This window comes from Dactylosporangium sp. NPDC005555 (assembly GCF_040605635.1).
Lineage (GTDB): Bacteria > Actinomycetota > Actinomycetes > Mycobacteriales > Micromonosporaceae > Dactylosporangium.
This window is the reverse complement of the sequence record NZ_JBEXDG010000019.1, coordinates 137,314-164,256: the sequence shown is the minus strand read 5'-3', so window position 1 is coordinate 164,256 and position 26,943 is coordinate 137,314. Positions and strand designations below refer to the sequence as shown.

Genomic DNA, 26,943 nt, shown 5'->3' with positions numbered 1-26,943 from the left:
ACAGCATGTGTAACGGGAGCTTCGTTGCTGCGCAAGCCGCCACGCGGCATCGACAACCCTCGACGCAAATCCTTAACTCACCGGCATTGCGCCAGAGCAGCACAAACTCTTCCGGATCATCAAGGACTGCGGGCGGCCACGCGAAAAGGCGCCCCAGCCGTGTGCCGGGGCGCCTTTCACGACAGCACGATCTAGTGGTGGGCGTCCCCCGACGGGGACGACGGGTGCTGGTAGCGCAGCTGCTCCGGCGGCAGTGGGAACTCCTGGTCGTCGCCGAACGGTGAGCCCGCCGCCGCCCGGTCCAGGGTGAGCTCCGCCACCACGAGCTTGCCGTCCGCGCCGACCGGCGCCTCCTGCGGCACCGGGCCCTCCTGGTGCCAGTTGCTGCCCGTGTCCGCCACGGCCAGCTCGCCGGAGGTGGTCTTCGCGCTGGTCACGGCGTGCGCCGGCGCGGACTCGTCCAGCTGGTCACGACGGAAGATCTTGCGTCCGAGCCAGGTCACCGGGTCGTACCTCCGATCGACAACACGTTCCTTCATCGGGATGATCGCATTGTCAGTGATTTTGATGTGCTCGGGGCAGACCTCGGTGCAGCACTTGGTGATGTTGCAGTAGCCCAGACCCTGCTCGGCCTGCGCGAGCTCCTTGCGGTCGTCGCGGGCGTCCAGCGGGTGCATGTCCAGCTCGGCGGCCCGGATGAAGAACCGCGGCCCGGAGAACGCGGGCTTGTTCTCCTCGTGGTCACGGATGACGTGGCACACGTTCTGGCACAGGAAGCACTCGATGCACTTGCGGAACTCCTGCGAGCGCTCCACGTCGACCTGCTGCATCCGGTACTCGCCGGGGGCGACACCGGCGGGAGGCGCGAACGCGGGCAGCTCGCGGGCCTTCTGGTAGTTGAAGTTGACGTTGGTGACGAGGTCGCGGACCACGGGGAACGTCCGCAGCGGCGTCACCGTGACCGTCTCGGCCTCCTCGAACGTCGACATGCGGGTCATGCAGCCCAGGCGCGGCTTGCCGTTGATCTCCATCGAGCAGGAGCCGCACTTGCCGGCCTTGCAGTTCCACCGCACGGCCAGGTCGGGGGTCTGCGTGGCCTGGAGCCGGTGGATGACGTCGAGCACGACCTCGCCCTCGTTGACCTCCACCTGGAAGTCCTCCAGCGCGCCGCCGGTGTCGTCGCCGCGCCAGACGCGGAAGTGGCGTTTGGTGCCCATCACAGCTCCTCGTCGGTCATGTACTTGGCGAGCTCGGTCTGCTCGAACAGGCCCTGCAGCTCAGGACGCATGACCGGCAGCGGCTGGTGCTCCAGCCGGACGTCCTCGCCGTCAAGGGAACAGACCAGGTTCACCTTGCGCCACTTCGGGTCCATCTTCGGGTGGTCCTCGCGGGTGTGCCCGCCGCGTGACTCGGTGCGCTCCAGCGCGGCCTTCGCGGTGCACTCCGACACGATCAGCATGTTGCGCAGGTCCAGCGCCAGGTGCCAGCCCGGGTTGTACCTGCGGCCACCGCCCACACCGACCTTCTTGACCCGCTCCTTGAGCTCCGCCAGCCGGGTGATCGACTCGCGCAGCTCGCCGTCGCGCCGGATGATGCCGACGAGGACGCCCATGATCTCCTGCAGGTCGTGGTGCAGGGTGTACGGGTTCTCCCCGGCGTCGGCCCTGGCGAGAGGTGCGAGGGCGGTCTCGACGGCCGCGTCGACGGCGGCGGCGGACGGCTTGCGCCGGCCGGTCTTCTCGGCGTGCGCGGCCGCGTGCTCGCCGGCCCGCTTGCCGAAGACCAGCAGGTCCGACAGCGAGTTGCCGCCGAGCCGGTTGGAGCCGTGCATGCCGCCGGAGACCTCACCGGCCGCGAACAGCCCGGCGACCGCGGCGGCGGTCGTGTCGGCGTCGACCTCGATGCCACCCATCACGTAGTGACAGGTCGGGCCGACCTCCATCGGAGCGGCGGTGATGTCGACGTCCGCCAGCTCCTTGAACTGGTGATACATCGACGGCAGCCGCTTGCGGATCTGCTCGGCGGGCAGCCGGCTGGCGATGTCGAGCAGGACGCCGCCCGCCTTCGTGCCGCGGCCCGCCTTGACCTCGCTGTTGATCGCGCGGGCGACCTCGTCGCGGGGGAGCAGCTCCGGGGGGCGCCGGTTGTTGTCCGGGTCGGAGTACCAGCGGTCCGCCTCCTCCTCGGTGTCCGCGTACTGCTTGCGGAACACGTCGGGGACGTAGTCGAACATGAACCGCTTGCCCTCGGTGTTGCGCAGCACGCCACCGTCGCCGCGGACCGACTCGGTCACCAGGATGCCCTTGACCGACGGCGGCCAGACCATGCCCGTCGGGTGGAACTGCAGGAACTCCATGTTGATCAGCGTCGCGCCGGTGCGCAGCGCGAGGGCGTGCCCGTCGCCGGTGTACTCCCAGGAGTTGGAGGTCACCTTGTAGGACTTGCCGACGCCGCCGGTCGCGAGCACGATCGCGGCGCTCTCGAACAGCACGAAGTCGCCGGACTCGCGGTAGTAGCCGAACGCCCCGGACACCGCGCCGTCCTCGACGAACAGCTCCGTGATCGTGCACTCCTGGAAGACCCGGATGCGCGCCTCGTAGTCGCCGTGCGTGGCGAAGTCCTCCTGCTGCAGCGACACGATCTTCTGCTGCAGCGTGCGGATCAGCTCCAGGCCGGTGCGGTCGCCGACGTGCGCGAGCCTGGGGTACTCGTGGCCGCCGAAGTTGCGCTGGCTGATCTTGCCGTCCTTGGTGCGGTCGAACAGCGCGCCATAGGTCTCCAGCTCCCAGATGCGGTCCGGGGCCTCCTTGGCGTGCAGCTCCGCCATCCGGAAGTTGTTGAGGAACTTCCCGCCGCGCATCGTGTCGCGGAAGTGGACCTGCCAGTTGTCCCGCGAGTTGACGTTGCCCATCGCCGCGGCGGCGCCGCCCTCGGCCATGACGGTGTGCGCCTTGCCGAACAGCGACTTGGAGATGATGGCGGTCTTCTTGCCGGCGAGCCGAGCCTCGATCGCGGCGCGCAGCCCGGCGCCGCCGGCGCCGATGACCACGACGTCGTAGGTGTGTCGCTCGATGTTCGTCATCGGAATGTCCCTAGTTGAAGAACCGGAAGTCGGTGATCCACCCGGCCGAGACCGCCATGACGTAGGCGTCGGCGATGATCACCGAGAAGAGTGATGCCCACGCGTACTGCTGGTGCTTGGCGTTGAGCTTCGACACCAGACCCCACGCGCGATACCGCACCGGGTGCTTCGAGAAGTGCTTGAGCCGCCCGCCGATGATGTTGCGGCAGGAGTGGCAGCCCAGCGTATACGCCCAGATCAGCACCGCGTTGGCGGCGAGGATCAGCGTGCCCACGCCCATGCCGATGCCGCCGTCCTTGCCGTGCCAGGCGAGGACCGCGTCATACGTGAGGACCGAGCCGACCAGGATCGCGGCGTAGAAGAAGTACCGGTGGATGTTCTGGAAGATCAGCGGGAAGCGGGTCTCACCGGAGTAGGTCTTGTGACCGTCCGGGACCGCGCACGCCGGCGGCGACAGCCAGAACGAGCGGTAATACGCCTTGCGGTAGTAGTAGCAGGTCAGACGGAAGCCGCCGGGCAGCACCAGGATGATCATCGCCGGTGACATCCAGGACGGCAGCTGCGGGACCGGCTGGCCGAGGAAGTGGCTCGAGCCTTCCACACAGCTCTGGGTCAGGCAGGGGGAGTAGAACGGCGCCAGGTAGTGCTCGGCGCCAGCCCAGTAGTGGTCGTTCATGATGGCGCGGACCAGGCCGTAGACCACGAAGGCCCCGAGACCGAGGAACACCAGCAGCGGCTGTAGCCACCACCTGTCCGTCCGCAACGTTTTCTCGCTGATCGCTGCGCGGGGCCCCGCGCCCGAGGCTGACCGAGGCCTGGCCGGCGTGGTCGTCATGGTGATTGCTCCCTGTTGGCGCCGAGGGACGGGCCGATGTACCGATCTGGTGGTCGGTCACACGTTACGCTCGGACGCATCCGGCCTCGTGATCGCCCTCACCCGGACGCGCCACCGGTGTAATTCCACGAGGCGAGCCGCAGTGCGGGGGCGAACGATCCGGACTCCGACTAGGGGCCCGGCAGCTCGACCGCGCGCGGCCCGACACCCAGCACCGCGCCTGGTGCCAGGGCCTGCGGATAGGACTGCGTGAACCGGAAATTGCGCACCGGCGTGGTCACTACACCGTCCTCGATCAGCCAGACCCCGTTGCGGGTCAGGCCGGTGACGACCAGCGTGCGCGGGTCCAGGACGCGGGTGTAGTGGTTGTCGGTCACCAGCAGGCCCCGCTCCACCCCGGCGACCAGCGCGGCCACCCCGGAGTCCGCGGCCGGGCCGTCGACCTCGACCGGTGCCGGCCCGTCGTGCGCGAGCAGCCGCAGGCTGGCCGGGATCGCGCCGAAGCTCGCCCCGCCCGGGATCGCGTGCCCGGTCGAGACCGCCCCGTCGCCGGCCTTCGCCGCGGTCCGCCGGTCGTGCACGACCGCGCGTGACACGCCCGCGTCGACCAGCACGACCCGCTGCCGCGGGGTGCCCTCCACGTCGAACGGCAGCACCGTCGAGTCGGCCGCCGCCGAGTCCTCGACCAGCGTGACCGCCGGGTCGAACTGCGCCGCGCCGAGCTCCAGGAACGACTGCCGGTCCTGCACCATCTTCGCGTTGAACCCATACATCGCGAGCATCGACAGCACGTCGGCGACCGCGGTCGGCTCCAGCACCACCTCATAGCGTCCCGGCGGCAGCTCCACCGGGTCGGCGCCGGCCCTGGCCTTCGCCGCGGCCCGCGCGCCCAGCACCGCCCCGTCGAGGTCGGCGATGCGCACCGACGCCAGCCGGGCGAGCCCGTCGGACGTGCCGGTGCGCGCGATGCCGTCCATTGCCGCGCCCGTCCTGCCGCCCGTGACGTGCTGACCCGCGGAGTTCGCATAGACGACCCTGGTCGCCGAGGTGCGGCAGTAGCCCGCCACCTCCAGCCCGGCGGCCCGGTCGACGAACGCCCGCACCCGGGCGGCCCGGTCGTCCGGCGCGGCCGCGGCGGTCGCCTCGTCGAAATTGCCGCCGAACCGCGGTGCCGCGGGCGGCGCGAGGCCCGGCCAGGCCGGATCGGCGGGGGCGAGGGCCAGGCCCGCCACGGTGCGCCGCACGAAGTCCTCGACGCCGCCGACGACCGTGGTCGTGGCCGTCGTGGTCCGCCCGCCGCCGTGCAGCCTGAGCCGCACCGCCATGGTCTCGTCGGCGACATTCTGGTGGATGTAGGAGTTGGCGAAGCGGGTCAGCGACAGCGCCGACCGCTCCACCACCACCTCGGCCTCCACACCGTCGCCGGCGAGCTTCAGGATCCGCTCGGCGAGATCGGTCTCGTTCATCCCCTGACCCCCACCCGCACGTTCTGGAAGCGGGCCGCGGCGGCCGGATGGCCCGTGTGCCCGATCTGGCCCGGCTGGCCCTTGCCACAGTTGGGCGTGCCCCACGACACGACCTCCGAGGACAGCATGTCCATCGACCCCCAGAACTTCGGGCCGATGCCCGTGTAGGTCGGGTTGCGCAGCATCCGCCCGAGCCTGCCGTCCTTGATCTCCCAGCCGATCTCGCAGCCGAACTGGAAGTTGAGCCGCTTGTCGTCGATCGACCAGGACCGGTTGAGGTCCATCAGCACGCCGTCGGCGGTCTCGGCGATCATCTCCTCCAGGGTGTGCGGCCCCGGGGCCAGCCCGACATTCGTCATGCGCACCATCGGCAGCCGCGCCCAGCCGTCGGCCCGCACGCTGCCGGCATAGTCCAGGCCCGCCACGGCCGCCGACTCGCGCCCCGCCAGGGTGCCGACCCAGATCCCGTCGCGGACCGCGTGCCGCGCCTGCGCCGGGGTGCCCTCGTCGTCATAGCCGAACGAGCCGAGCGCGCCGGGGATCGTCGGGTCGATCGTGATGTTCATCAGCTCGGAGCCGTAGCGCAGCCGGCCGAGCTGCGCCAGGTCGAGCCAGCTGGTGCCCGCGAACGCGGCCTCCCAGCCGAGGATGCGGTCCAGCTCGATCGCGTGCCCCACCGACTCGTGGATCTGCAGCGCCATCTGCTCGCTGCCCAGGATCAGCGTCGTCTCGCCCGCCGGGCACAGCGGCGCCGACAGCAGCGCCCGCGCCTCGTCGGCGATCCGCGCGGCGTGCGCGGTCAGGTCCAGCTCGTCGACCAGCTCCCAGCCTCTCGTCCCATACTGCCCGCGATAGGACGGATAGGACCGGCGCTGGGTCTCGCCGTCGCCGATCACGGTGGCGGAGATCCCGGCGCCCGACTCGCGGATGTGCTGGTCGATGCGGTGCCCCTGCGACGACACGAACCACTTGCGCGTGTCCCAGATCTGATAGAGCCCCTCGGCGATGTCGGCGCCGCCCTTGTGCGCCTCGGCCGTCGCGGCCGTGAGCAGGTCGCCCTTCGTCGACAGGGCAACGCCCAGCGGGTCGACCTCGCACGCGCTCGCCCACGAGTCGGTGCGCGCCTCGATCTCGACCAGGTCGACCGGCGGCCCCGGCACCGACGCGGACGCCCGCGCGATCGCCGTGGCCCGCTCACCCGCCCGCCGGGCCGCGTCGCGCCCCAGGTCGGGCAGCGCGAAGAAGCCCCAGCTCGACCCGACCAGCGCCCGCACGCCGACGCCGGCGTCCTCGGCCTGGCTCAGGTCCTCGATCGCGCCGTTGCGCGCGGTCATGGACTCGGACCGGCGGTGCATCACGCGCGCGTCGGCATATCGGGCCCCGGCTGCGAGGGCGGCCTCGACCGCCGCGCCCGCCACGTCGAAGTGGGTCATGCCTGGACCCTACCGACCGGGTACGACATTTGCTCCGCCCAGCGGGACACCCCCGCAAATCCACCGTGGCACGTTCGGGGGATTCGGGTGATCACCCGGATGCCTAACGTTCTCGTCGGCACCACACCAACGACTCCCCTGAGGGCGGACGAGCATGAGCGACTACGACAGCGGCGACCTCGACCCCGGCTACACCGGCGACGACCAGCCCGAGACGCTCGACCCCGGCTACACCGGCAGCGACCAGCCCGACACCTACGGCGCCGGCGGCACGGACTACGGCCAGTACGCGACCGGCCAGGAGCACGGCGAGGTCGAGCAGCTGCACCAGACGTCCGGCGGCGAGGCCGGCTACGACAACCAGTTCGCCGTGTACGAGCAGGATCACGCCTCGGCCGAGCAGACGAGCTTCGACCAGGGCCACCACGTCGAGTACACCGACCCGAGCGGCGCGCACTACGAGGAGTCGGACTTCACCTCGTACGACCACAGCGCCGCGGAATCCGACCACGTCTTCGCCGCCGAGGGCAGCGAGTCCTCGCACCAGGCCGAGTTCTCCACGCTCGACGCCCTGCGCGAGCAGATCGACACCGTCTTCACCTCGATCACCGAGGGGCACACCGGCGGCAACGCCGAGGGCTCGTCCGGCCTCGGCGTCGCGTCCAACTGACTCAGCCGACCAGCTCGTTGATCTGCCCGGCGAGGGCGACGTCCTTGGCGGTCACGCCGCCCTCGCTGTGGGTGCTGAGACGGAACGTCACCGTCCGCCACCGGATGTCGATGTCGGGGTGGTGGTCCGCCTGCTCCGCCACGTGTGCCACCTCGGCCACCAGCCGGATGCCGTCGAGGAACGTCCCGGCGGTCACCGAGCGCTCGATGCCGGAGACGTCGCCCGACCATCCGTGCAGACGGTCGAGCGCGGTGGCCACCTCGTCACTGCCGAGAAGCACGGTCATGCCGGAAACGCTACCGCCTCCAGTACAAAGGGAGCATGCCCATCGCCGGTGTCACCCGTGAACTCCTCGTGCGCTACCTCGACCTGTGGGTGCCGGGCGCCGTGCACTCGCCGCACGGGGCGACGTTCCTGCAGGCGTCGGCGACGGGCCTCGACGGTGACGTCGCGGAGGCGGCGCTGCGGGCGTGCGCCGAGTTCGGGGACAGGCTGACCAGGCGGCGGCTGACGCTGCTGTACGTCACGCCCGGCGCCGAAGGCCTGAAGGGCAGGCTCACCGCGGTACACCGGGAGCTGCGGACGCCACCGGAGCTGTCGCTGCACGTCATGGACGGCGACGTGGCCGTCATGCTGAAGGCGCTCGGCGCCCGGTCCGGCCCCCTGCTGTCCATGATCGACGGGATCGACCCCGCGGTCGTCGCGACCGCCAGGCCCGCCGAGGTGATCACCGTCGACGTCCCGCGGGAGCGGCTGCGCGACTTCGAGCTCACCGCGGCCGTCACCCTGGTCGACGGTGCCACGGAGCGGACGATCGGGTTCGGCACCAGGTCGGCGAAGAGCCTCGAGGCGTTCAAGAACGAGATGTGGGCCCTGGACGAGTACGCGGGCGTGCGCTACCGCGACCCCAACGACCCCGAGGGGCACCTGATGGACATCACCCTCGAACCGAACCCGGGCGCGCTGCGGCGGGAGCTCCTCGACCTCCTGCGCGGCGGCGGACGCACCGTCACCGAGCTGAAGCGCTTCGCGCTCACCGAGACGGTCTACCGGGCCGCCGACGCGGTCAAGGTGGTCACCGCGCTGCTGCAGAGCGGCGCGGTGACCAGGGAGCCCGCCGACGGCCGCCTCGGCGGCGACGTCACGATACGGATCGCCGGATGAAGTCCAGCTCGATGCGCAGCAGCTTCTCGGCGAGCCCGCCGGCGGCCATGTGGGTCGCGCCGGTCAGCGGGATCATCGAGTGCGGGCGGCCCGCGGCGAGCAGCGCCGCCGACAGCCGCAGCGTGTGCGCGGCGACCACGTTGTCGTCGACGAGCCCGTGCACGAGCAGCATCGGCCGGGCGTCCCCGGGGCGCACCGGCGGCTCCGCGGCCGGCTCGATCAGCGAGTTGTGGCTGTACACCTCCGGCGCGTCCGCGGGCAGCCCCAGGTAACGCTCCGTGTACGCGGTGTCGTAGAGCTCCCAGTCGGTGACCGGCGCGCCGACGACCGCGCAGTGGTAGACGTCCGGGCGGCGCAGCACCGCGAGCGCGGACAGCCAGCCGCCGAACGACCAGCCGCGGATCGCGACCCGGTCCAGGTCCAGGTCGGGGTGCTTCTCCGCGAGCGCCTGCAGGGCGTCGGCCTGGTCGGTGAGGATGACGTCGGAGAACCGCCGGTGGATCGCCTTCTCGAAGGTCGGCGACACGCCCGGGGTGCCCCGGTTGTCGATCGTGACGACCGCGAACCCGGCGTCGGCCCACCACTGCTTCTCCAGCCAGCGCGCCCGCGCCGCGACGACCTCCTGATGGCCGGGGCCACCGTAGATCGCGACGAGGACCGGCAGCTTCCGCCCCGCGACGTGTCCGCGCGGGTAGAGCACGGCGGTGGGCAGCCGCCGGTCGGTAACCCGCTCCAGCACCGGCCTCGGCGCGAAGGGCGGCGTCGCGGCCAGCGAGGGGATCGTGCCGATCACGGTGTCGTCGTGGTGGATGGTGTACTGCCATCCGGCGTGCTCCAGGGTCTGCGACCCGATCACCAGCGTGCGGGCGGCGGCGTGGGCGACGTGCCAGCCCGGCTCCGACGTGAGCCGCTGCGCCTGGGCACCCGCGTGCGATACGGGGATGCGGAAGACGTGCTGCTCGCTCGGCTCGCCCTCGGCGGCCTCGACGACGAGGTCGCCGCCGAGCCGTCCCGCGACGCGCCGCACGTACAGGTCGGGCGGCGTCAGCAGGCTGCCGTCGGCGAAGAGGCAGCGTGCGTCGTAGCCGTCGTGCGCGAGCTCGCCGCCGACGAGGACCCGCCCGTCCGGCAGGTGCTGCGGGGTGCCGGGCACCGGCTCGACCCAGCGCGGGTCGGCGAGCTCGGCGTGCACCTGCGTCTCGCCCGTGCGCGGGTCGACCGCGATCACCAGGCCGTGCTGCTGGAGGCGGCGCAGCACCGTGAGCAGCGGGCCGCCCTGCTCGGTCCATGAGGCGTCGACCAGGTACGGGTACGTCTCCCGGTCCCAGTGCACGTCCACCCAGCCGCCGTCCAGGTCGAGCACGTGCAGGGTGACCTTCGCGTTGGTGGCGCCGGCGTGCGGATACGCCACCGTCGTCGGCGGCTGGTCCGGCTGGGACGGGTCGTGCAGGTGCCAGCGGGGCACCCGCGACTCGTCGACGCGCGCGGTGAGGATGCTGCGCCCGTCCGGCGCCCACCAGTAGCCGCGGAAGCGGTGGAACTCCTCGGCGCCGATGAACTCCGCCAGCCCCCAGGTCACGCCCTCCTCGCCGGCGAGGACCGCGTCGGTGCCGTCGGCCTCGATCACGCGCAGGGCGCCGCCCGTCACGTACGCCACCCGTCGCCCCTGCGGGTCCGGCCGCGGGTCGACGGCGGGCCCGGCGGTGCGCAGCTCGGTGAGGTCGCCCGTCAGCAGGTCCAGGCGGAACAGGCGGCCACCGAGCGGGAAGACCGCCATCACGCCGGCGCTGTCCATCGCGTACGAGCCGATGCCGCCGGCCGAGAGCCGCAGCCGCTCGCGCAGCGCACGCTCGGCCGCCGGCAGGTCGACGTCGTCGGTGAGCAGGGTCGCGGGGTCGGCCAGGAGGCGTTCGGCCCGCGTCGCCACGTCGTACACCCACAGCGCGTCGCTGCCGTCCTCGGGCCCGGACGAGCGCAGGAACACCACCCGCGCGCCGTCGGAGGTCACCGTCACGGCGCGGGGAGCGCCGTAGGAGAAGCGTCGGGTGCGCGCGGCCAACTCCGGATAGTCCACCGCTGAATGTTTACCCGAAGCGGCCCGATTGTCATGCTCTGCGGGGGCCGCGCCGCGGAGGAAGTGTCACAGGCGGGTCGTACAGTTGGCGCTGTGAGTGCTCGGAGCATCCTTTTCGTCCATGCGCACCCCGACGACGAGTCGATGGGGACCGGCGCGACGATGGCCCACTATGCGGCCGCCGGCGCGCACGTCACCCTGGTCACCTGCACCCTCGGCGAGGAGGGCGAGATCCACCGGCCCGAGCTCGCCGGGCTCGCCGCAGGCGCCGCCGACCAGCTCGGGGGCTATCGCGTCGCGGAGCTGGAGGAGGCCTGCCGCCGGCTCGGTGTCACCGACCACCGGTTCCTGGGCGGCGCGGGGCGCTATCGCGACTCAGGGATGATGGGCACCCCGCCCAATGAGCACCCGCGCTCCTTCTGGGGCGCCGACCTCGACGCGGCGGCGGGCGAGCTGCTCGACGTGATCCGCGAGGTCAGGCCGCAGGTCGCGGTCACCTATGACCCCAACGGTTTCTACGGTCACCCCGACCACATCCAGGCGCACCGGGTGCTGATGCGGGCGGTCGAGCTCGCCGACGCCGAGGGGATCGCGCCGGCGAAGGTGTATTGGACTGCGGTGCCGCGCAGCGTCCTGGAGGCGGGGATGCGGGAGTTCCGCGACTCGTCGGACAACCCGTTCGCGGAGGTGGAGAAGCCCGAGGACCTGCCGTTCGGCACGCCCGACGACGAGATCGCGGCGCGGCTGGACGGGCACGAGTTCGCCGAGGAGAAGACGGCCGCGCTGCGCGCCCACGCGACGCAGGTGCCGCCGTCGTCGTGGCTGTTCGCGATCGCGGGCAACTTCGGCGCCGAGTTCATGGGCGTTGAGTATTACCAGCTCGCGCGCGGGGTGAAGGGGCCCGGCGTGGGTCCGCACGGCTGGGAGGAGGACCTCTTCGCCGGCCTCGACGTCGCAGTGGCCGCCGCGCAGGGCGCCCCTCAGCTGGAGACCGCGGCGTCGTGACGAAGCGGAAGGCGGGGACCGCGCAGCGCGCCGACGCTGCGCGAGTCGGCCTGTCCAAATCGGAGAGCGCCACGCCCGGCGACCCAGCGGCGACGGGCGGCGGGTCGGCGGCGGGCGGCGGCATTTCAGCGATGGGTGGTGGCTCGGCGGTGGGCGGCGGCAGCTCGGCGGCCGGCAACGGCTCGGCCGGCGGCGGTTCGGCGGGCGGCGGTTCGGCGGGTGGCAGTGGTCCGGTGGTCGGGGCCGGTCCGGTCGTCGGTGGTGGCCCTGTGATCGGCGGCGGTCCGGTGGACGGTAGCGGTGCCGTGGACAGCGGCCCGGCCGGCGGCGCCGCGGGCGTCATGCCTGTGGAGGGCTCCGCCGGGAGCGGTGACGCCGTCCCTCATGCGCCCGACAGCGGGTTTACGGTGCCCGGTGACCAGCGGAAACCCGAAGTCGCCGGGGGGCCGCTCGACATCGCGGTCACGGTCGGCGGCCTCGTGGTCGCCGTGCTGCTCGCGGTGGCGCTCGCGGTGACCGAGGCGTTCCTCGCGCCGCTGCGCGTGTCCGACCTCGGGTTCACGGGCACGGGGGAGAGCAACTGGCGCGTTCCCGTCGCGTTGGTGCTGGCGCTGGTGACGAATCCGTTGCTGGGGTGGTTCGCGTTCACGACGACCGGGCGGAGGTTCGCGGCGCTGCTGCCGGCCGGGGCGTGGTGCGTCGTGTGGATCCTCGCGGCCGGTCGCACGACCGAGGGTGACCTGCTCATCACCAACGACAACTGGGTGGGGCTGCTGACGCTGTTCGCGGGACCGGTGGCGTTCGCGGTGGGGATCTACGTGTCCGCGGTCCGGCAGCGGGTCGCGGGCTCAGCGAACTCCAAGGCAACCCCTCTTGCGCCACAGAGCGTGGGACAGGTAGACACGTTCCCGCACCGTCCGTGACATCCGGCGGCGCGCGGGGAGCGAGCAGCAGCGGAGGCTTGGAATGAAGGAGCGTTGGCTGCCTGTCGGAGTCGTGGCGGGGACGCTGTTCCTCGTCAACGTGGTCGCCAGGCTGGTCGTGCGGTTCGCCGCCGGTGACGACGACGACAAGCAGATCACCATCGGCCTGTGGGCGCTGTTCGCCGTCGGCGCCGTGATGATCCCCGTCGCGTTCTGGTACGGGCGCCGCCACCCCATGCTCCGCGTCGTGGCCGACCTGGGCATCGCCGTCGTCGCGGCGTGCGTGCTCGCGGTGCTGGTCGGCCCGTTCGTGTCGGGTGCCACGCCGTTCGGTGACGGGATCGGGCTCGTCTTCCGGCAGTTCTTCTACTTCGTCGGGCTCTCCGCGATCGGGGCGGTCCTGGGCATGCTCGCGCTGATGACGCTCGGCCTGGACCACCGGTCGCAGTCGTGGAAGCGGTACATCGACCGGGCCGGCACCAAGCCCCGCCGGGTCGTCCGCCGCTAGCCGGCCGGGTCGTCCGCCGCTGGCCGGGTCGTCCGCGGCTAGGTGGTGATGAGCTGCCGGGTCAGGTAGACGTGGTGGGTGGTGAAGCCGAGCCTCTCGTAGAGCGCGACCGCCCCCGTGTTGCGCTGCTCGACCTGCAGGTACGCGTCGGTGGCGCCGGTCTGCGCGGCCCATGCGACCAGGGCGGCGATCACCCGGCGGGCCAGGCCCTGCCGCCTGGCGCGCTCGTCGGTGCCGATCAGGGACAGACCCAGCCAGCGCCCGCCGGCGTCGGCGACGCAGCCGCGCCCGGTGGCGAGGAGCGTCCCTTCGGCGTCGCGCAGTGAGGCGAACCGTACCGACGCCACTTCGGTGAGGACCGCCCGGGCGCAATCGGGCAGCGGACCCTTCCGGCCCGCGACCGAGGTCAGCCACTCCTGCGAGGGCGCGGCGTCCAGCGAGATCGCCGGATCCTGCGACGGCGCGGCGCCGAGCGGGACCGCCGGCGGCGCGGCAAGGGCCGCGAGCGGTGCCGTCATGACCATCGTCAGCGGGGTCGGGGTCCAGCCGCGGCGCTCCAGTTCGTCGTCGATGCGCCGGAACAGCGGCAGCGGTACGCTGATGGTAGGGCGGAGGTTGCGCTGCTCATACCATCGCGTGACCGCGTCGACCGCGTCGGGCAGCGGCAGGTCGGGGTCGCCGACAGGGAGTGCCGAGTTGGCCCGCATGGTCCAGCCGTCGGTGGCGCGCAGCAGCCAGTCGCCGAGCCGGTCCTGCTCGCGGGCGGGCCACCCGGCGGCGGCCGCGACCTCCAGAGCCTCGGTCGGCGTGAGCCGGCGGCGGTCCGGGACCTGCTTGGCCCGGTGGATCTCAGCCGTTGGAATGCGGATGACCCCGGCCCGTGCACGCACTGTGAGATGTGTCTCGGTGACCTCGACGAGGTGGCCCAGAATGTCCGAGTACACGGGCCGATCACCGCGCCGTCCCACGATGCGGCGCACGACGACCCGACTTCCCACGTGCTGTGGTCCGAGCACGATGCACCTCCTGGGCGACGGGATACTAGGCTCGTACCCGCCGCGGTAGGGATGCGGCGGGGCTCGCCGACCACGTTGGCAGCCTCAGGTGCGAAAGAGGGCGACCCGTGACATACATCATCGCCGAACCTTGTGTGGACCTGCTCGACAAGGCGTGCATCGAGGAGTGCCCTGTCGACTGCATCTACGAGGGCAACCGCATGCTCTACATCCACCCGGATGAGTGCGTCGACTGTGGTGCCTGCGAGCCGGTGTGCCCGGTCGAGGCGATCTTCTACGAGGACGACGTCCCGGAGAAGTGGAAGGACTTCGTCGGCGCCAATTACACGTTCTTCGACGAGCTTGGCTCGCCCGGTGGTGCCTCCAAGGTCGGCAAGGTCGAGAAGGACGCGACGTTCGTCGCGGGCCTGCCGCCGCAGGAGCACGACCACTGACCGGCATCGTCCCGGCCGGAGCCCGGCGCTCGCTCGCCGCCGGGCTCCCGGACTTCCCGTGGGACCGGCTGGAGCCGGCCAAGACCAGGGCTGCCGGTCACCCCGGCGGCCTCGTCGACCTGTCGATCGGCACGCCGGTCGATCCGGTCCCCGCGGCGATCCGTGCTGCCCTGGCGCAGGCGTCGGACTCGCCCGGCTATCCGCTGACCGCCGGCACCCCGCAGCTGCGAGCCGCCATCCGTGCCTGGGTGACCCGGTGGTGCTCACCCGGGAGCGACGGCTTCGGCGTGCTGCCGACGATCGGGTCGAAGGAGCTGGTCGGGTGGCTGCCGACGCTGCTCGGGCTCGGTCCCGGCGACACCGTGGTCATCCCGTCGGTCTGCTACCCGACCTATGAGGTCGGCGTGCAGCTGTCGGGCGCGACCGTGGTGCGGTCGGACTCGCTGACGTCGCTCGGGCCGGCCCGCGTCCGGCTCGTGTGGGTCAACTCGCCGTCCAACCCGACGGGCCGCGTCCTGCCCGCCGCGCACCTGCGCAAGGTCGTCGACTGGGCCCGCGAGCGCGGCGCGGTCGTGGCCAGCGACGAGTGCTACCTGCCGCTGCCGTGGGAGGCCGAGCCGGTCTCGATCCTGTCGGTCTGCGACGGCGACTTCAGCAACGTCCTCGCCGTGCACTCGCTGTCCAAGCGGTCCAACCTGGCCGGATACCGCGCCGGGTTCGTCGCCGGCGACCCGGCACTCGTCGGTGAGCTCCTGGCGGTGCGCAAGCACGCCGGGATGATCGTCCCCGAGCCGGTGCAGGCGGCGATGGTGGCCGCTCTCGGCGACGAGGCGCACGTCCAGGAGCAGCGCGACCGGTATGCGGGACGCCGGGCCACCCTGCGGGAGGCGTTCGAGCGGGCGGGCTTCACGGTCGAGCACTCCGAGGCCGGCCTGTACCTGTGGCTGACCCGCGACGAGGACTCCTGGGACACGGTCGCCTGGCTGGCCGGGCGCGGCATCCTGACCGCCCCGGGCGCCTTCTACGGCCCGGACGGCAGCCGGCACGTCCGAGCCGCCCTGACCGCTTCCGACGAGCGGATCGAAGAGGCGGCGAGACGCCTGAGGTGACCTTGGAGACTTTGTCTCATCCTGACGAGACGAAGTCTCCAAGGTCGACAAGCGTCGGCTAGTTGGCGTGCAGTGCGGCGTTCAGCTCGATGCCGCGACCCGCCCGCTCGCGGACCTCCAGGCGGCCGGAGACCGAGTCGCGGATGTACAGCAGGTTCGAGACACCCGACAGCTCCCGGGCCTTCACCACGCGCCCGTCGGGCAGGGTGAGCTTCGAGCCCGCCGTGATGTAGCAGCCGGCCTCCACGACGCAGTCGTCGCCGAGGGAGATGCCGATGCCCGCGTTGGCGCCCAGCAGACAGCGCTCGCCGAGCCGGATGACCTCCTTGCCGCCGCCGGAGAGCGTGCCCATGATCGAGGAGCCGCCGCCGACGTCGGTGCCGTCGCCGACGACGACACCCGCGGAGATCCGGCCCTCGACCATGGAGGCGCCGAGGGTGCCGGCGTTGAAGTTGACGAAGCCCTCGTGCATGACGGTCGTCCCGGGCGCGAGGTGGGCGCCGAGCCGGACCCGGTCGGCGTCGGCGATGCGCACGCCGGACGGGGTGACGTAGTCGACCATCCGCGGGAACTTGTCGATGCCGAAGACGTTGAGCCGGCGGCCGGAGGCCAGCCGCAGCTCGTCGACCTGCTCCGGCAGGCAGGGCCCGGCGGAGGTCCACGCGACGTTGGTGAGGAGGCCGAACAGCCCGTCGAGGTTGGCCTGGTGCGGCTGGATGATCCGGTGCGAGAGCAGGTGCAGTCGCAGATACGCGTCGGCGGTGGAGACCGGTGCGTCGCCCAGGGAGCCGATCTCGACCCGGACCACCTCGACGGACAACGACGGCAGCGGTGCGGTGCCGGTCGGTGCGAGCGGCGGAACTTCCAAAGGCCGCAGGCCGAGGTGACCGGTGGGGAACCAGGCGTCCAGCACCTGCCCCGAGGAGGTCACCGTGGCAAGGCCGAGCCCCCAGGCGGGGGAGTCGATGTAGGCGGTCGTCACGTGATCAAACGCTACCGCATCTAGGGTATGGGGATGCTCACGCGTGACGTGCTCGACGATCCCATCGCCCTGACCCGTGCCCTGGTCGACATCGAGTCGGTGTCCGGCGACGAGGCCGAGATCGCCGACCGGGTCCAGCAGGCGCTGGAGGGCACCGACCTCAAGGTCGAGCGCTTCGGGCACACGATCGTCGCGCGCACCGAGCTGGGCCGCCCGCAGCGGGTCGTGCTCGCCGGGCACCTCGACACGGTCCCGCTCAACGACAACTGGCCGTCGCGCACCGAGGGCAACCTGATGCACGGCTGCGGCACGTCGGACATGAAGGCGGGCACGGCGATCGCGCTGCATCTCGCGGTCACCGAGTGGGAGCCGCGGCACGACGTCACGTATGTCTTCTACGAGTGCGAGGAGGTCGACTCGGCGCGCAACGGGCTGAAGATCCTCGCCGACACGCGGCCCGGGCTGCTGACCGACGCGTCGTTCGCGCTGCTGCTGGAGCCGACGCACGGGCTCGTCGAGGCCGGCTGCCAGGGCACCCTGCGGGTCCTCGCCCGGACCAGCGGCCGGCGCGCGCACTCGGCCCGCTCCTGGCTCGGCGACAACGCGATCCACAAGGCCGCGCCCATTCTGCAGCGGCTGCTGGCGTACGAGCCGCGCACCGTCACCATCGACGGCTGCGAGTTCCGCGAGGGCCTCAACGCGGTGCGGATCGGCGGCGGCGTGGCGGGCAACGTCATCCCCGACGCGTGCGTGGTCGAGGTCAACTTCCGGTTCGCCCCGGACCGCTCCGAGGAGCAGGCGGTGGCGCACGTGAGGGACGTGCTCGACGGCTTCGACCTGGAGGTGGTCGACTCCGCGCCCGGCGCGTTGCCCGGCCTCGACGCGCCGCCGGCGAGGGAGTTCCTCGCCGCGATCGGGCAGCCGCCGCGCGCGAAGCTCGGCTGGACCGACGTGGCCCGGTTCGCCGCGCTCGGCGTGCCCGCGCTCAACTACGGCCCCGGCGACCCGAATCTCGCGCACAAGCAGGACGAGCACGTCGAGCTCGACAAGATCGCCGAGGGCGCCGACGTGGTCAGGCGCTGGCTCACCGGAAGGCCGTGAGATCCGGAAGGCCGTGAGATCCGGAAGGCCGTGAGATCCGGAAGGCCGTGAGACCGGGAAGGCGTGCGATCCGGCAAGGCCGTGCGATCCGGCAAGGCCGTAACCGACCTCAGCGCTCGAGCGTTGACGGATCCGGGGGCTCGACCAGCGGACCCATGGCGGCCAGCATGCGGCGCACCGCGAGCACCTCGCGGATCCGCCGGTTCATCTGCCGTTTGCGACGGTCGTGCTCAGCACCTGTCATACCGGTCACCCCCTACACCTTGCCGTCCGGTATATCGGGTACGACGCGATGAAACCGGCGAACGTTGCCCTCCGCACCTGATTTCTCACCGGACCGCGACGTTCGGACTAATCATCAGGTGGGTCAGCGCGGCGCCGCGGGCCCGGTCACGTAGGTCCGGCCGTCCGGGTAGGGCCACGGGTTCTGGACGCATCCTTCGAGGCCGAACGTCTGCCGCGCCATGACCGGCGCCGGCGCCCCCTTGCGGGGGCACACCACGTGACCGTTGCCGAGGAAGTGCCCGACCTCGTGGTTGACGACCATGTCGCGGTAGTCGGCGAGCACCGGGTACCAGGCGACGCCGAGCTGCCACCGCTTCAGGTTGATGATCACATCCCGGCCGCCGCGGCAGGAGACCTCGCCCCGGGTGCGCACACCCCGCTTCGCGCACATCGTGTCGGTCGTGCCGGGGGTCGCCAGGTGCACGGTCAGCTCGCTCGGCTGCCCCGCCGGGACCCGCTGGAAGGAGGCCTTCCCGCCGGCGGTCCAGCTTCTGGGGTCGCCCAGCGTCGCGTGTACCGCCGCCGCGAACTCCTCCGGATCGACCGCCGATCCCCGCTCGGTGGCGACCGTGTAGCGGACGAGCCGCCCGGCCCCGCCGACCCGATCGGCGCCGGCGGTGCTGTAGTCGAACGTCCCGTTGCCGCGGGCGGGCACGGCGCCGACCACCGGCGACGGCGGCGGCGACGGTGCGGCGGAGGGCGACGGCGACGGCGACGGCGATGGCGATGGCGACGGGGACAAGGAGGGCGAGGGGGAGGCCGACGGCACGGCGGCCGTGCCCAGCCCGTACCAGACCGCGCCGACCCCGGCGGTGACCGCCAGCGCCAGCGCGACGATCATCCCCCGGCGCCGCCCCATGGCTGCATTGCATCATGAGATCCACGTACGGTGGGGACCATGACCGAGGGCAAGACCAGTCAGCCACCCGAGCGGCACCGCGGACCTGTCACCCTGCGCCGCGACTCGATCCCGCCGAGCACCGCCGACCAGCGCCTGCTCGACTCGCATCTGCGCGGCGAGTGGAAGACGAAGGACGCCTGGCGGGCGCTGCGGATCCTCAGCGAGTTCGTCGAGGGCTTCGACACCCTTGCCGACCTGCCGCCGTCCGTGAGCGTCTTCGGCTCGGCCCGCAGCAAGCCCGGCAGCCCCGAGTGGAAGCTCGGCGAGGAGATCGGGGCGGGGCTCGCCCGGGCCGGCTACGCGGTCATCACCGGCGGCGGCCCCGGCGTCATGGAGGCGGCCAACAAGGGCGCCGCGGAGGCCGGCGGGCTGTCCGTCGGGCTCGGCATCGAGCTGCCGTTCGAGCAGGGCCTCAACGAGTGGGTCGACCTCGGCATCGACTTCCGCTACTTCTTCGCCCGCAAGACGATGTTCGTCAAGTACGCGCAGGCGTTCGTCGTGCTGCCCGGCGGCTTCGGCACCCTCGACGAGCTCTTCGAGGCGGTGACCCTGGTGCAGACGAAGAAGGTCACCAGGTTCCCGGTCGTGCTCATGGGGGTGTCGTACTGGCAGGGCCTCGTCGACTGGCTGCGCGACACGATGCAGGCCGACGGCAAGATCGGCCCCGAGGACCTGGAACTGCTCCACCTGACCGACGACGTCGAGGAGGCCGTCCAGTACATCGTGCAGGCCGGCTCGGAGGAGATCGAGGTGGCATCCGCGCGCCGGACCGCCCGCGAGGCGAGCGGCTGATGGCCTCGATCGGCGTGTTCTGCGCCTCCTCGCAGCGGCTCGACCGGCGCTGGCTCGACCTGGCCCAGCAGCTCGGCCTGGAGATCGGCCGGCGCGGCCACGAGCTGGTCACCGGCGGCGGCTGTGTCGGGATGATGGGCGCCGTCGCCGACGGCGCCCGCGACGGCGGCGGCCGCACCTACGGCGTGATCCCGCAGTCGCTGGTGGACCTGGAGGTCGCCGACACGAAGTCGGACGAGCTCGTCGTCACCGACGGCATGGCCTCGCGCAAGACGCTCATGATCGAGAGGTCGGACGCGTTCGTGGTCCTGCCCGGCGGCCTCGGCACCCTCGACGAGCTGTTCGAGGTCTGGACGACCGCCATGCTCGACCTGCACCGCAAGCCGGTGCTGCTCTTCGACGCCGACGGCTTCTACGCCGGCCTCCTCGACTGGCTGCGCGGCCTCACCACCCAGGAGTTCGTCCGGCCCTCGGCGATGTCGATGCTGCTGATCTCCCGCGACGTGCCGGAGTCACTCGACCTGCTGGAAGCGAGCCTCCTCGGAGGAACTGTCGGTCGGTCGTGATTGCATAGCGGCGTGACCGCGACCGCTGCCTCCCGCCGCCAGTATCGTCTGGTGCGCCGGCCCGGTGCCGCGGCCGTCGCGATCGAGCGGGATCCGTGGCAGCGGCTCGTCGTGGAGCACACGGCCGGGCCGCTGCTCGTCGTCGGCGGCCCCGGCACCGGCAAGACCACCACGCTCGTCGAGGCCGTCGCCGCGCGGGTCGCCGAGGGGGTCGACCCCGAGCGGATCCTGGTCCTGACGTTCGGACGGCGGGGCGCGGTGCGGCTGCGGGACACGATCGAGGCCCGGCTCGGCCGCGCCGCGGGGCTGCGGACCACCGCCGAGCCGATGGTGCGCACGTTCCACGGCTATGCGTTCGGGCTGCTGCGCCGCGCCGCCGTCGAGCGGGGCGAGCCGTCACCCCGGCTGCTCACCGGCCCCGAGCAGGACCTCGTGATCCGGGAGCTGCTCCAGGGCGCGCACGAGGACTCGCGGGCGCCGTGGCCGGAGTCCCTGCGCGGCGCGCTCGGCACCCGGGCCTTCGCCACCGAGCTGCGCGACCTGCTGCTGCGCGCCGTCGAGCGCGGCGTCGGCCCGCAGGGGCTGGCCCGGCTCGCGGCCGTGCACCGGCGTCCCGACTGGGCCTCCGCCGCCGCGTTCTTCGAGGAGTATCTGCAGGTGCTCGCCCTGCGCGACGCGGCCGGCCGGGGCGCGGTCGCCTATGACTACGCCGAGCTGGTGCGGGCCGCCGCGGGGCTGCTGGCCGACCAGCCCGACGTCCTCGCCGCGGAGCGCCGCCGGATCTCAGCCGTCTATCTCGACGAGCTGCCCGACACCGATCCCGCCCAGATCGAGCTGCTCGACCTGATCGCCGGATCGGGCGCGCACCTCGTCGCGTTCGCCGACCCCGACTCCTCGACGTTCGCGTTCCGGGGCGCCGACCCCGGCATCGTCGGCGAGTTCCCCGGCCGCTTCCGCACCGCCGGCGGCGGTCCCGCCCCGCAGGTCGTCCTCCCGCACTCGCGCCGGCTCGGCGAGGGGCTGCTCGCGCCGACCCGGCGGGTCGCGTCCCGGCTGCGCGGCCCCGCCCGGCACCGGCAGCTCGCGGCGTCGCACCCGGGCGGCACCGTGGAGACCGCGACGTTCGGCTCGGAGACGACCGAGGCCGCGTTCCTCGCGCACCGGCTCCGCGAGGCGCACCTGCTGCGCGGCGTGCCGTGGTCGCGGATGGCGGTCGTGGTGCGCTCCACGGCCCGGCAGCTCGCGCCGCTGCAGCGGGCCCTGCACTCGGCGGGCGTGCCGACCGTCACCGAGTCCGAGGACCTGCCGCTGCACCTGCAGTCCGCGATCGCGCCGCTGCTGCTGCTCCTGCGCTGCGCCCTGGACGCCGACCGGCTCGACGAGGACGCCGCGGTCGCGCTGCTGCACTCGCCGCTCGGCGGCGCCGACCCCCTGGCCGAGCGGCGCCTCCGGCAGGGCCTGCGGGCCCTCGCGCTCGCCGCCGGCGACCGGCGCCCGTCCGGGGTGCTGCTCCTGCGGGCGCTGCGCGACCCCGGCGAGCTGGCCCCGGTCGAGCGGAAGTGGGCCGCCCCGGCCCGCGCCGTCGGGCAGCTGCTGCGGGCCGTCCGCGACGCCGCCGCCCGGCCCGGCGCCACCGCCGAGGAGGTGCTGTGGACCGCGTGGCAGGGCAGCGGCCTCGCCGACCGGTGGGCGTCGCTGAGCTCCCGCGGCGGCCACCGCGGCGCCGCCGCCGACCGCGACCTCGACGCCGTCGTGTCGCTGTTCGACGCGGCGGCCCGCTTCACCGACCGGCTCCCCGGCGCCGGCATCGCCGTGTTCCTCGACCACGTCGAGGGCCAGGACCTGCCCGCGGACTCCCTCGCCCCGTCCGCCGACCGCGGCGAGGCGGTCCGCATCCTGACCGCGCACGCCGCCAAGGGCCTCGAGTGGGACGTCGTCGCCGTCGCCGGCGTGCAGGAGGGCGTCTGGCCCGACCTGCGGCTGCGCGGCAGCGTGCTGGGCTCCGAGCTGCTCGTCGAGGTCCTCGCCGGGCGCACCATGGAGACCATCGGCCGGCTGTCGGCGCTGCTCGACGAGGAGCGCCGGCTCTTCTATGTCGCCGTCAGCCGGGCCCGCGAGCAGGTCCTCGTCACCGCGGTCGCCTCCGGCGACGGCGAGGACCAGCCCAGCCGCTTCCTCACCGAGCTGACCGGCGCCGACGGCGACGCCGAGCCCGACGGCACGGTCGTGTCCGCCGGAGGCGTCGACGACGCGATCATGGGAAGGCCGCCGCGCGCGCTGACCCTGCCCACGCTCGTCGCCGAGCTGCGGGTCGCGCTGATCGACCCCGACGCCACCGACGGCCGCCGGGCCGCGGCCGCCGCGATCCTCGCCCGGCTCGCCGCCGAGGGCGTGCCCGGCGCCGACCCGGACAGCTGGTGGGGGCTGCCGCCGCTGTCGGACGACCGGCCGCTCGTCGACCCCGGCGAGCCGGTGACCGTCACCCCGTCCACGGTCGAGAGCGTCGACCGGTGCAGCCTGCGCTGGCTGCTGGAGCGGCACGGCGGGAAGCTGGCGCCGTCGCCGGAGCAGTCGATCGGCAACCTCGTGCACGCCGCCGCGATGCTCGCCTCCGACGCCACCGCCGACCGGGCCCAGCTGGTGGCCTATGTCGCCGACCGCTTCGACGCGATCGAGCTGTCCGCGCGGTGGCTCGCCGGCCGCGAGCGCGACCGCGCCGAGACGATGCTCGACAAGCTCATCGGCTGGCTCGCCGGCAACCCGCGCCGCCTGGTCGCGATCGAGCAGGACTTCCTCGTCGAGCTCGCCGACCCCGGGGCCCCGATCGAGATCAAGGGTCGCGTCGACCGCCTCGAGCTCGACGAGCAGGGCCGGCTCGTCGTCATCGACCTCAAGACCGGCAAGTCCATCCCCGCCAACGCCAACCTGGCCGAGCACCCGCAGCTCGCGGCCTATCAGGCGGCGATCGAGCTCGGCGCGTTCGACGAGTCCACCGTCTCCGGCGGGGCGTCCCTCGTCCAGCTCGGCGGGGAGACCAGCAGCGCCCGCGAGCAGGTCCAGCCCCCGCTGGGCGAGTCCGGCGACCCCAACTGGGCCCAGGCGCTGGTGAGGAAGACCGCGCAGACGATGGCCGCGTCGACCTTCAGCGCCGTGGTCAACAACAAGTGCCGGGTCTGCCCGGTGAAGACCTCCTGCCCGGTGTCGGGCAAAGGCCGGCACGTCACATGACCCAGACGCGACGCGAGAGCACGAGCCCGGCACGGACCGGCTACACGCCGGTCGAGCTGGCGAAGCTGCTGCGGCAGCCGGCGCCGACCGCGCAGCAGGCGGCCGTCATCGCCGCGCCCGTCCAGCCGCTGCTCGTCGTGGCCGGGGCCGGGTCGGGCAAGACGGAGACGATGGCGGCGCGGGTCGTCTGGCTCGTCGCCAACGGGCACGCCCGGCCCGAGCAGATCCTCGGGCTCACGTTCACCCGCAAGGCCGCCGGGGAGCTGTCGCACCGCATCCGGCAGCGGCTCGGGCAGCTCGTCCGCCGGCTCGGCCGCGACGACCTGATCGCGGGCGAGCCGACCGTGGCCACCTACCACTCCTATGCCGCCCGGGTGGTCCGCGAGCACGGCGTCCGGGCCGGCTTCGAGCCCTCGACGCGGCTGCTCACCGAGGCCGCGTGCTGGCAGCTCGCCGACGCCGTCGTGCGCGGGTATGACGGCGACATGACCGCGGTCGCGTCGGCACCGTCGACCGTCGTCGACGCCGTCCTGCACCTCGCCGGGGACCTCGCCGAGCACCTGCGGGCCCCCGAGGACGTCTCCGCGTGGACCGGCCGGTTCTTCGCCGAGGTCGGCGCCAGGACCGGCAAGATGGCCAAGCCGGTCCGTGACGTGCTGTCCCGCCAGCAGGCCAGGCTCCAGCTACTGCCGCTGATCCGGTTGTATCAGGAGAAGAAGGCGCTGCTGGAGGCGATGGACTTCGGCGACCAGCTGGAGCGGGCGGCCCGGGTCGCGCTCGCGCACCCCGAGGTGGGCACGGTCGAGCGGGACCGCTTCCGGGTCGTGCTGCTGGACGAATACCAGGACACCAGCCACGCACAGGTGGTGCTGCTGCGGTCGCTGTTCGGCGGCGGCCACCCGGTCACCGCCGTCGGCGACCCCTGCCAGTCCATCTACGGCTGGCGCGGCGCCTCGGCCGGCACCCTCGAACGCTTCCCGGTGGAGTTCCCGACCGTCGGGGGCGCGGCCGCCGACGAGCTGACGCTGACCACCAGCTGGCGCAACCGGCCCGAGATCCTCGACGTCGCCAACACGCTGTCCGCGCCGCTGCGCGCGCACGGCGCCCGGGTCGCCGAGCTCGCCCCCGCCGACGTCCTCGCCGAGCCCGCGTCGACCGCGACCGTCCACTGCGCGCTGCTGCCGACCTATGCGGACGAGGCCGCCTGGATCGCCGACCGGATCGTCGCGTCGTGGCGGCTCGCGGCGAAGGCGGCGCCGGAGACGTTCCCGATGGACATCCCCGTCGAGGACCGGCCCACCACCGCCGTGCTGGTGCGGACCCGCGCGCAGATCCCCGCGCTGGAGAACGCGTTGCGCTCCCGCGGCCTGCCGGTCGAGGTCGTCGGGCTCGGCGGCCTGCTCGACACGCCCGAGGTCCGCGACGTCGTCAGCGTCCTGCGGGTCCTCGCCGACCCCGCCGAGGGCGCCGCGCTGCTGCGCATCCTGACCGGCCCCCGGTGGCGGATCGGGCCGCGGGACCTCGTCGCCCTGTACCGTCGCGCCCGCTCCCTCGCCGCCGCGCGCCGGGCCGGACCGGTCGACGACGAGCCGGCCCTCGCCGACCGGCTCGACGAGGCCGTCCTGGTCGAGGCCCTGGACGATCCCGGCGACCCGGCCGCCTACTCGGAGCCGGGGTTCGCCCGCTTCGCCGCGCTCGGCACGGAGCTGCGCCGGCTGCGGTGGCGCCTCGACCAGCCGCTGCCCGACCTGGTCGCCGACATCGAACGCGCCACCGGCCTCGACGTCGAGGTCGCCGCGCGCCCCGGCGACGCCGGCCTGGCCCGCGGTCACCTCGACGCGTTCAGCAACATCGCGGCCCGCTTCGCCACCGAGTCCGAGGGCGCGACCCTCAGCGCGTTCCTCGCGTTCCTCGCCGCCGCGGAGAACGAGGAGCGCGGCCTCGCGCCCGGCGAGGTCGAGGTCGTCTCCGGCGCGGTGCAGATCCTGACCGCGCACGCCGCCAAGGGCCTCGAATGGGACGTCGTCTCGGTCGCCGGCCTGTGCAACGACGTGTTCCCCGGCCCGAGCAACGCCGGCGACCACTGGCTGCGCGGCCTCGGCGTCCTGCCGTTCCCGCTGCGCGGCGACAGCGACGGCCTGCCGGTCCTGGACCTGTCCGCCGCCGCCGACATCAAGGGCGTGGTCCGCCGCCTGGAGGCGTTCACCGAGGACTGGCGCCACCACGACGTGCGCGAGGAGCGCCGGCTGGCCTACGTCGCGGTCACCCGCCCCCGCCGGTTGCTGCTGGCCAGCGGGTACTGGTGGGGCGACGGCGTCAAGCGCGCCCGCGGCCCGTCGATCTTCCTCGACGAGATCCGCGACCGCTGCGCGGCGGGCGCCGGTGCCGTCGACGTGTGGGCGGAGACCCCGGCCCCCGACGCGCAGAACCCGACGGCCGAGCACGTCCCGAGCGCCAGCTGGCCCGCCGACCCGCTCGGCGGCCGCCGTCCACTGCTGGAGGCGGCCGCGGCGATGGTCCGGGCCGCCGGGGGTGATGCGGGGGCGATAGTCGGACCGACGCCGCCGGCGAAACCCGGTGCGGCCACCGAGCGCATCGCGTGGCCCGCCGAGGTCCTCGCCGACGGGTCGGGGCAGCGGTGGGCCGCCGAGGCCGATCTCCTCCTCGCCGAGCGGGCCCGGCTCACCCCGCAGCTCAACGCCCCTGTCGAGGTGACGCTGCCCGGGCACATGTCGGTGTCCCAGCTGGTCGCGCTGCGGCGGGACCCGCAGCGCCTGGCCCGCACGCTGCGCCGGCCGCTGCCCTCGCGGCCCGACCCTTACGCCCGGCGGGGGACCGCCTTCCACCACTGGCTGGAGCAGCGGTTCAAGGCGGAGCGGCTGATCGACCTCGACGAGCTGCCCGGCGCCGCCGACGAGGGCGCCGCCCCCGACGAGGCGCTCGCCGACCTGCAGGCCAGGTTCCTGGAGGGGGAGTGGGCGGACCGGGTGCCGCTGGACGTCGAGGTGCCGTTCGCCTCCGTCATCGCCGGCGTCGTGGTCCGCGGGCGGATGGACGCCGTCTACGCCTACCCCGACGGCCGCTACGACGTCGTGGACTGGAAGACCGGCAACCGGCCCGCCGGGACCGACGCCGCCGCCGCGGCGGTGCAGCTCGCCGCGTACCGGCTGGCCTGGTCGGAGCTGCGTGGCCTCCCGCTCGACCGGGTCGGCGCCGCGTTCTTCTACGTCCGCGACGGCGTCACGGTCCGCCCCGCCGACCTGCTCGACGAGGAGGGCCTGCTCGCACTGATCACCGCGCTGCCGAGCCGGTGACTCTTCGCAACAGTCTTTGCTCAACGGCAAGTATCGGGTCGAGCATCCGACACCT

At 73.0% G+C, this 26,943-nt stretch carries 22 protein-coding genes and 1 pseudogene; 12 read left to right on the top strand and 11 right to left on the bottom strand.

Annotated elements, in window-relative coordinates:
* Positions 1 to 191: 191 nt before the first annotated feature.
* The 5 genes and pseudogenes from ABZS58_RS22900 to ABZS58_RS22880 form a co-directional block, all read right to left on the bottom strand.
* A complete protein-coding gene (locus tag ABZS58_RS22900) occupies positions 192 to 1,217 on the bottom strand; it encodes a succinate dehydrogenase/fumarate reductase iron-sulfur subunit (RefSeq protein ID WP_354784522.1) in 1,026 nt (341 codons plus the stop codon).
* Positions 1,217 to 3,082: a fumarate reductase/succinate dehydrogenase flavoprotein subunit gene (locus ABZS58_RS22895; protein WP_354784520.1), complete on the bottom strand. Its 1,866-nt coding sequence runs from the start codon at positions 3,080 to 3,082 to the stop codon at positions 1,217 to 1,219. Before ABZS58_RS22895 ends, ABZS58_RS22900 begins: the two co-directional genes overlap by 1 nt.
* A 10-nt stretch (positions 3,083 to 3,092) precedes the next feature.
* Positions 3,093 to 3,917, bottom strand: coding sequence for a hypothetical protein (locus ABZS58_RS22890; protein WP_354784518.1), 825 nt, complete (start codon positions 3,915 to 3,917; stop codon positions 3,093 to 3,095).
* A gap of 98 nt (positions 3,918 to 4,015) precedes the next feature.
* A pseudogene (locus tag ABZS58_RS22885) lies at positions 4,016 to 5,383 on the bottom strand (metallopeptidase TldD-related protein).
* Positions 5,380 to 6,816, bottom strand: coding sequence for a TldD/PmbA family protein (locus ABZS58_RS22880; RefSeq protein WP_354784516.1), 1,437 nt, complete (start codon positions 6,814 to 6,816; stop codon positions 5,380 to 5,382). Before ABZS58_RS22880 ends, ABZS58_RS22885 begins: the two are co-directional and overlap by 4 nt.
* Before the next feature lie 154 nt (positions 6,817 to 6,970).
* On the opposite strand from ABZS58_RS22880, the gene ABZS58_RS22875 reads away from it, so the two are divergent.
* Complete coding sequence (locus ABZS58_RS22875; RefSeq protein WP_354784514.1) at positions 6,971 to 7,486, top strand: hypothetical protein; 516 nt, start codon at positions 6,971 to 6,973, stop codon at positions 7,484 to 7,486.
* A gap of 1 nt (position 7,487) precedes the next feature.
* Here ABZS58_RS22875 and ABZS58_RS22870 read toward each other — a convergent pair whose 3' ends face one another.
* Positions 7,488 to 7,772, bottom strand: coding sequence for a 4a-hydroxytetrahydrobiopterin dehydratase (locus ABZS58_RS22870; protein ID WP_354784512.1), 285 nt, complete (start codon positions 7,770 to 7,772; stop codon positions 7,488 to 7,490).
* 35 nt (positions 7,773 to 7,807) lie between these two features.
* Here ABZS58_RS22870 and ABZS58_RS22865 point away from each other — a divergent pair, with 35 nt between their 5' ends.
* Complete coding sequence (locus ABZS58_RS22865; RefSeq protein WP_354784510.1) at positions 7,808 to 8,650, top strand: hypothetical protein; 843 nt, start codon at positions 7,808 to 7,810, stop codon at positions 8,648 to 8,650.
* Here ABZS58_RS22865 and ABZS58_RS22860 read toward each other — a convergent pair.
* Positions 8,628 to 10,724: a prolyl oligopeptidase family serine peptidase gene (locus tag ABZS58_RS22860; protein WP_354784508.1), complete on the bottom strand. Its 2,097-nt coding sequence runs from the start codon at positions 10,722 to 10,724 to the stop codon at positions 8,628 to 8,630. The genes ABZS58_RS22865 and ABZS58_RS22860 overlap by 23 nt on opposite strands.
* A gap of 93 nt (positions 10,725 to 10,817) precedes the next feature.
* Between ABZS58_RS22860 and mshB the strand changes: the two genes are divergently transcribed.
* Genes mshB through ABZS58_RS22845 form a run of 3 tightly spaced genes read left to right on the top strand, consistent with a single transcriptional unit; the run spans position 10,818 to position 13,160 of the window.
* Positions 10,818 to 11,729: an N-acetyl-1-D-myo-inositol-2-amino-2-deoxy-alpha-D-glucopyranoside deacetylase gene (gene mshB, locus ABZS58_RS22855; protein ID WP_354784506.1), complete on the top strand. Its 912-nt coding sequence runs from the start codon at positions 10,818 to 10,820 to the stop codon at positions 11,727 to 11,729.
* The gene (locus ABZS58_RS22850) at positions 11,726 to 12,652 is read left to right on the top strand and encodes a hypothetical protein (RefSeq protein ID WP_354784504.1); all 927 of its coding nucleotides are present in this window, start codon (positions 11,726 to 11,728) and stop codon (positions 12,650 to 12,652) included. The genes mshB and ABZS58_RS22850 overlap by 4 nt, the downstream gene beginning before the upstream one ends.
* Positions 12,653 to 12,695: 43 nt before the next feature.
* Complete coding sequence (locus ABZS58_RS22845; protein WP_354784502.1) at positions 12,696 to 13,160, top strand: hypothetical protein; 465 nt, start codon at positions 12,696 to 12,698, stop codon at positions 13,158 to 13,160.
* Between the two features lie 38 nt (positions 13,161 to 13,198).
* Here ABZS58_RS22845 and ABZS58_RS22840 read toward each other — a convergent pair whose 3' ends face one another.
* Positions 13,199 to 14,176 carry a GNAT family N-acetyltransferase gene (locus ABZS58_RS22840; protein ID WP_354784500.1) on the bottom strand — a complete coding sequence of 326 codons (978 nt, stop codon included), beginning with the start codon at positions 14,174 to 14,176 and terminating at the stop codon, positions 13,199 to 13,201.
* Between the two features lie 107 nt (positions 14,177 to 14,283).
* On the opposite strand from ABZS58_RS22840, the gene fdxA reads away from it, so the two are divergent.
* Entirely contained in the window at positions 14,284 to 14,610 is a 327-nt protein-coding gene (gene fdxA, locus ABZS58_RS22835) for a ferredoxin (RefSeq protein WP_239136063.1), read from the top strand.
* A gap of 5 nt (positions 14,611 to 14,615) precedes the next feature.
* Positions 14,616 to 15,719: a succinyldiaminopimelate transaminase gene (gene dapC / locus ABZS58_RS22830; RefSeq protein ID WP_354784543.1), complete on the top strand. Its 1,104-nt coding sequence runs from the start codon at positions 14,616 to 14,618 to the stop codon at positions 15,717 to 15,719.
* Positions 15,720 to 15,777: 58 nt separating this feature from the next.
* On the opposite strand, the gene dapD is transcribed toward dapC, so the two are convergent.
* Complete coding sequence (gene dapD, locus ABZS58_RS22825) at positions 15,778 to 16,701, bottom strand: 2,3,4,5-tetrahydropyridine-2,6-dicarboxylate N-succinyltransferase (RefSeq protein WP_354784498.1); 924 nt, start codon at positions 16,699 to 16,701, stop codon at positions 15,778 to 15,780.
* A 33-nt stretch (positions 16,702 to 16,734) separates the two neighbouring features.
* Here dapD and dapE point away from each other — a divergent pair, with 33 nt between their 5' ends.
* Entirely contained in the window at positions 16,735 to 17,802 is a 1,068-nt protein-coding gene (gene dapE, locus ABZS58_RS22820; RefSeq protein WP_354784496.1) for a succinyl-diaminopimelate desuccinylase, read from the top strand.
* Between the two features lie 109 nt (positions 17,803 to 17,911).
* Here the strand turns inward: dapE and ABZS58_RS22815 are convergent, their stop codons facing one another.
* Entirely contained in the window at positions 17,912 to 18,046 is a 135-nt protein-coding gene (locus ABZS58_RS22815; protein WP_354784494.1) for a hypothetical protein, read from the bottom strand.
* A gap of 123 nt (positions 18,047 to 18,169) precedes the next feature.
* Positions 18,170 to 18,946: a DUF3152 domain-containing protein gene (locus tag ABZS58_RS22810; RefSeq protein WP_354784492.1), complete on the bottom strand. Its 777-nt coding sequence runs from the start codon at positions 18,944 to 18,946 to the stop codon at positions 18,170 to 18,172.
* Between the two features lie 39 nt (positions 18,947 to 18,985).
* Between ABZS58_RS22810 and ABZS58_RS22805 the strand changes: the two genes are divergently transcribed.
* From ABZS58_RS22805 to ABZS58_RS22790, 4 genes are read left to right on the top strand one after another with little or no spacing between them, the layout of a single operon-like run.
* Positions 18,986 to 19,780, top strand: coding sequence for a TIGR00730 family Rossman fold protein (locus ABZS58_RS22805; RefSeq protein ID WP_354784490.1), 795 nt, complete (start codon positions 18,986 to 18,988; stop codon positions 19,778 to 19,780).
* Positions 19,780 to 20,346 (top strand): TIGR00730 family Rossman fold protein, encoded by a 567-nt coding sequence (locus ABZS58_RS22800; protein WP_354784488.1) that lies wholly within the window; start codon positions 19,780 to 19,782, stop codon positions 20,344 to 20,346. The genes ABZS58_RS22805 and ABZS58_RS22800 overlap by 1 nt, the downstream gene beginning before the upstream one ends.
* A 51-nt stretch (positions 20,347 to 20,397) precedes the next feature.
* A complete protein-coding gene (locus tag ABZS58_RS22795; protein WP_354784541.1) occupies positions 20,398 to 23,574 on the top strand; it encodes an ATP-dependent DNA helicase in 3,177 nt (1,058 codons plus the stop codon).
* Complete coding sequence (locus ABZS58_RS22790) at positions 23,571 to 26,888, top strand: UvrD-helicase domain-containing protein (protein WP_354784486.1); 3,318 nt, start codon at positions 23,571 to 23,573, stop codon at positions 26,886 to 26,888. Before ABZS58_RS22795 ends, ABZS58_RS22790 begins: the two co-directional genes overlap by 4 nt.
* The last annotated feature ends 55 nt before the right edge of the window (positions 26,889 to 26,943 follow it).

What these genes read in the sequence shown, in the direction of transcription:
- ABZS58_RS22815 (WP_354784494.1), bottom strand. Translation starts at nt 18,046, where the DNA reads ATGACAGGTGCTGAGCACGACCGTCGCAAACGGCAGATGAACCGGCGG.
- ABZS58_RS22810 (WP_354784492.1), bottom strand. Translation starts at nt 18,946, where the DNA reads ATGGGGCGGCGCCGGGGGATGATCGTCGCGCTGGCGCTGGCGGTCACC.
- ABZS58_RS22865 (WP_354784510.1), top strand. Translation starts at nt 7,808, where the DNA reads ATGCCCATCGCCGGTGTCACCCGTGAACTCCTCGTGCGCTACCTCGAC.
- ABZS58_RS22805 (WP_354784490.1), top strand. Translation starts at nt 18,986, where the DNA reads ATGACCGAGGGCAAGACCAGTCAGCCACCCGAGCGGCACCGCGGACCT.
- ABZS58_RS22895 (WP_354784520.1), bottom strand. Translation starts at nt 3,082, where the DNA reads ATGACGAACATCGAGCGACACACCTACGACGTCGTGGTCATCGGCGCC.
- ABZS58_RS22790 (WP_354784486.1), top strand. Translation starts at nt 23,571, where the DNA reads ATGACCCAGACGCGACGCGAGAGCACGAGCCCGGCACGGACCGGCTAC.
- ABZS58_RS22900 (WP_354784522.1), bottom strand. Translation starts at nt 1,217, where the DNA reads ATGGGCACCAAACGCCACTTCCGCGTCTGGCGCGGCGACGACACCGGC.
- ABZS58_RS22870 (WP_354784512.1), bottom strand. Translation starts at nt 7,772, where the DNA reads ATGACCGTGCTTCTCGGCAGTGACGAGGTGGCCACCGCGCTCGACCGT.
- ABZS58_RS22880 (WP_354784516.1), bottom strand. Translation starts at nt 6,816, where the DNA reads ATGACCCACTTCGACGTGGCGGGCGCGGCGGTCGAGGCCGCCCTCGCA.
- dapE (WP_354784496.1), top strand. Translation starts at nt 16,735, where the DNA reads ATGCTCACGCGTGACGTGCTCGACGATCCCATCGCCCTGACCCGTGCC.
- ABZS58_RS22800 (WP_354784488.1), top strand. Translation starts at nt 19,780, where the DNA reads ATGGCCTCGATCGGCGTGTTCTGCGCCTCCTCGCAGCGGCTCGACCGG.
- ABZS58_RS22890 (WP_354784518.1), bottom strand. Translation starts at nt 3,917, where the DNA reads ATGACGACCACGCCGGCCAGGCCTCGGTCAGCCTCGGGCGCGGGGCCC.
- ABZS58_RS22845 (WP_354784502.1), top strand. Translation starts at nt 12,696, where the DNA reads ATGAAGGAGCGTTGGCTGCCTGTCGGAGTCGTGGCGGGGACGCTGTTC.
- ABZS58_RS22875 (WP_354784514.1), top strand. Translation starts at nt 6,971, where the DNA reads ATGAGCGACTACGACAGCGGCGACCTCGACCCCGGCTACACCGGCGAC.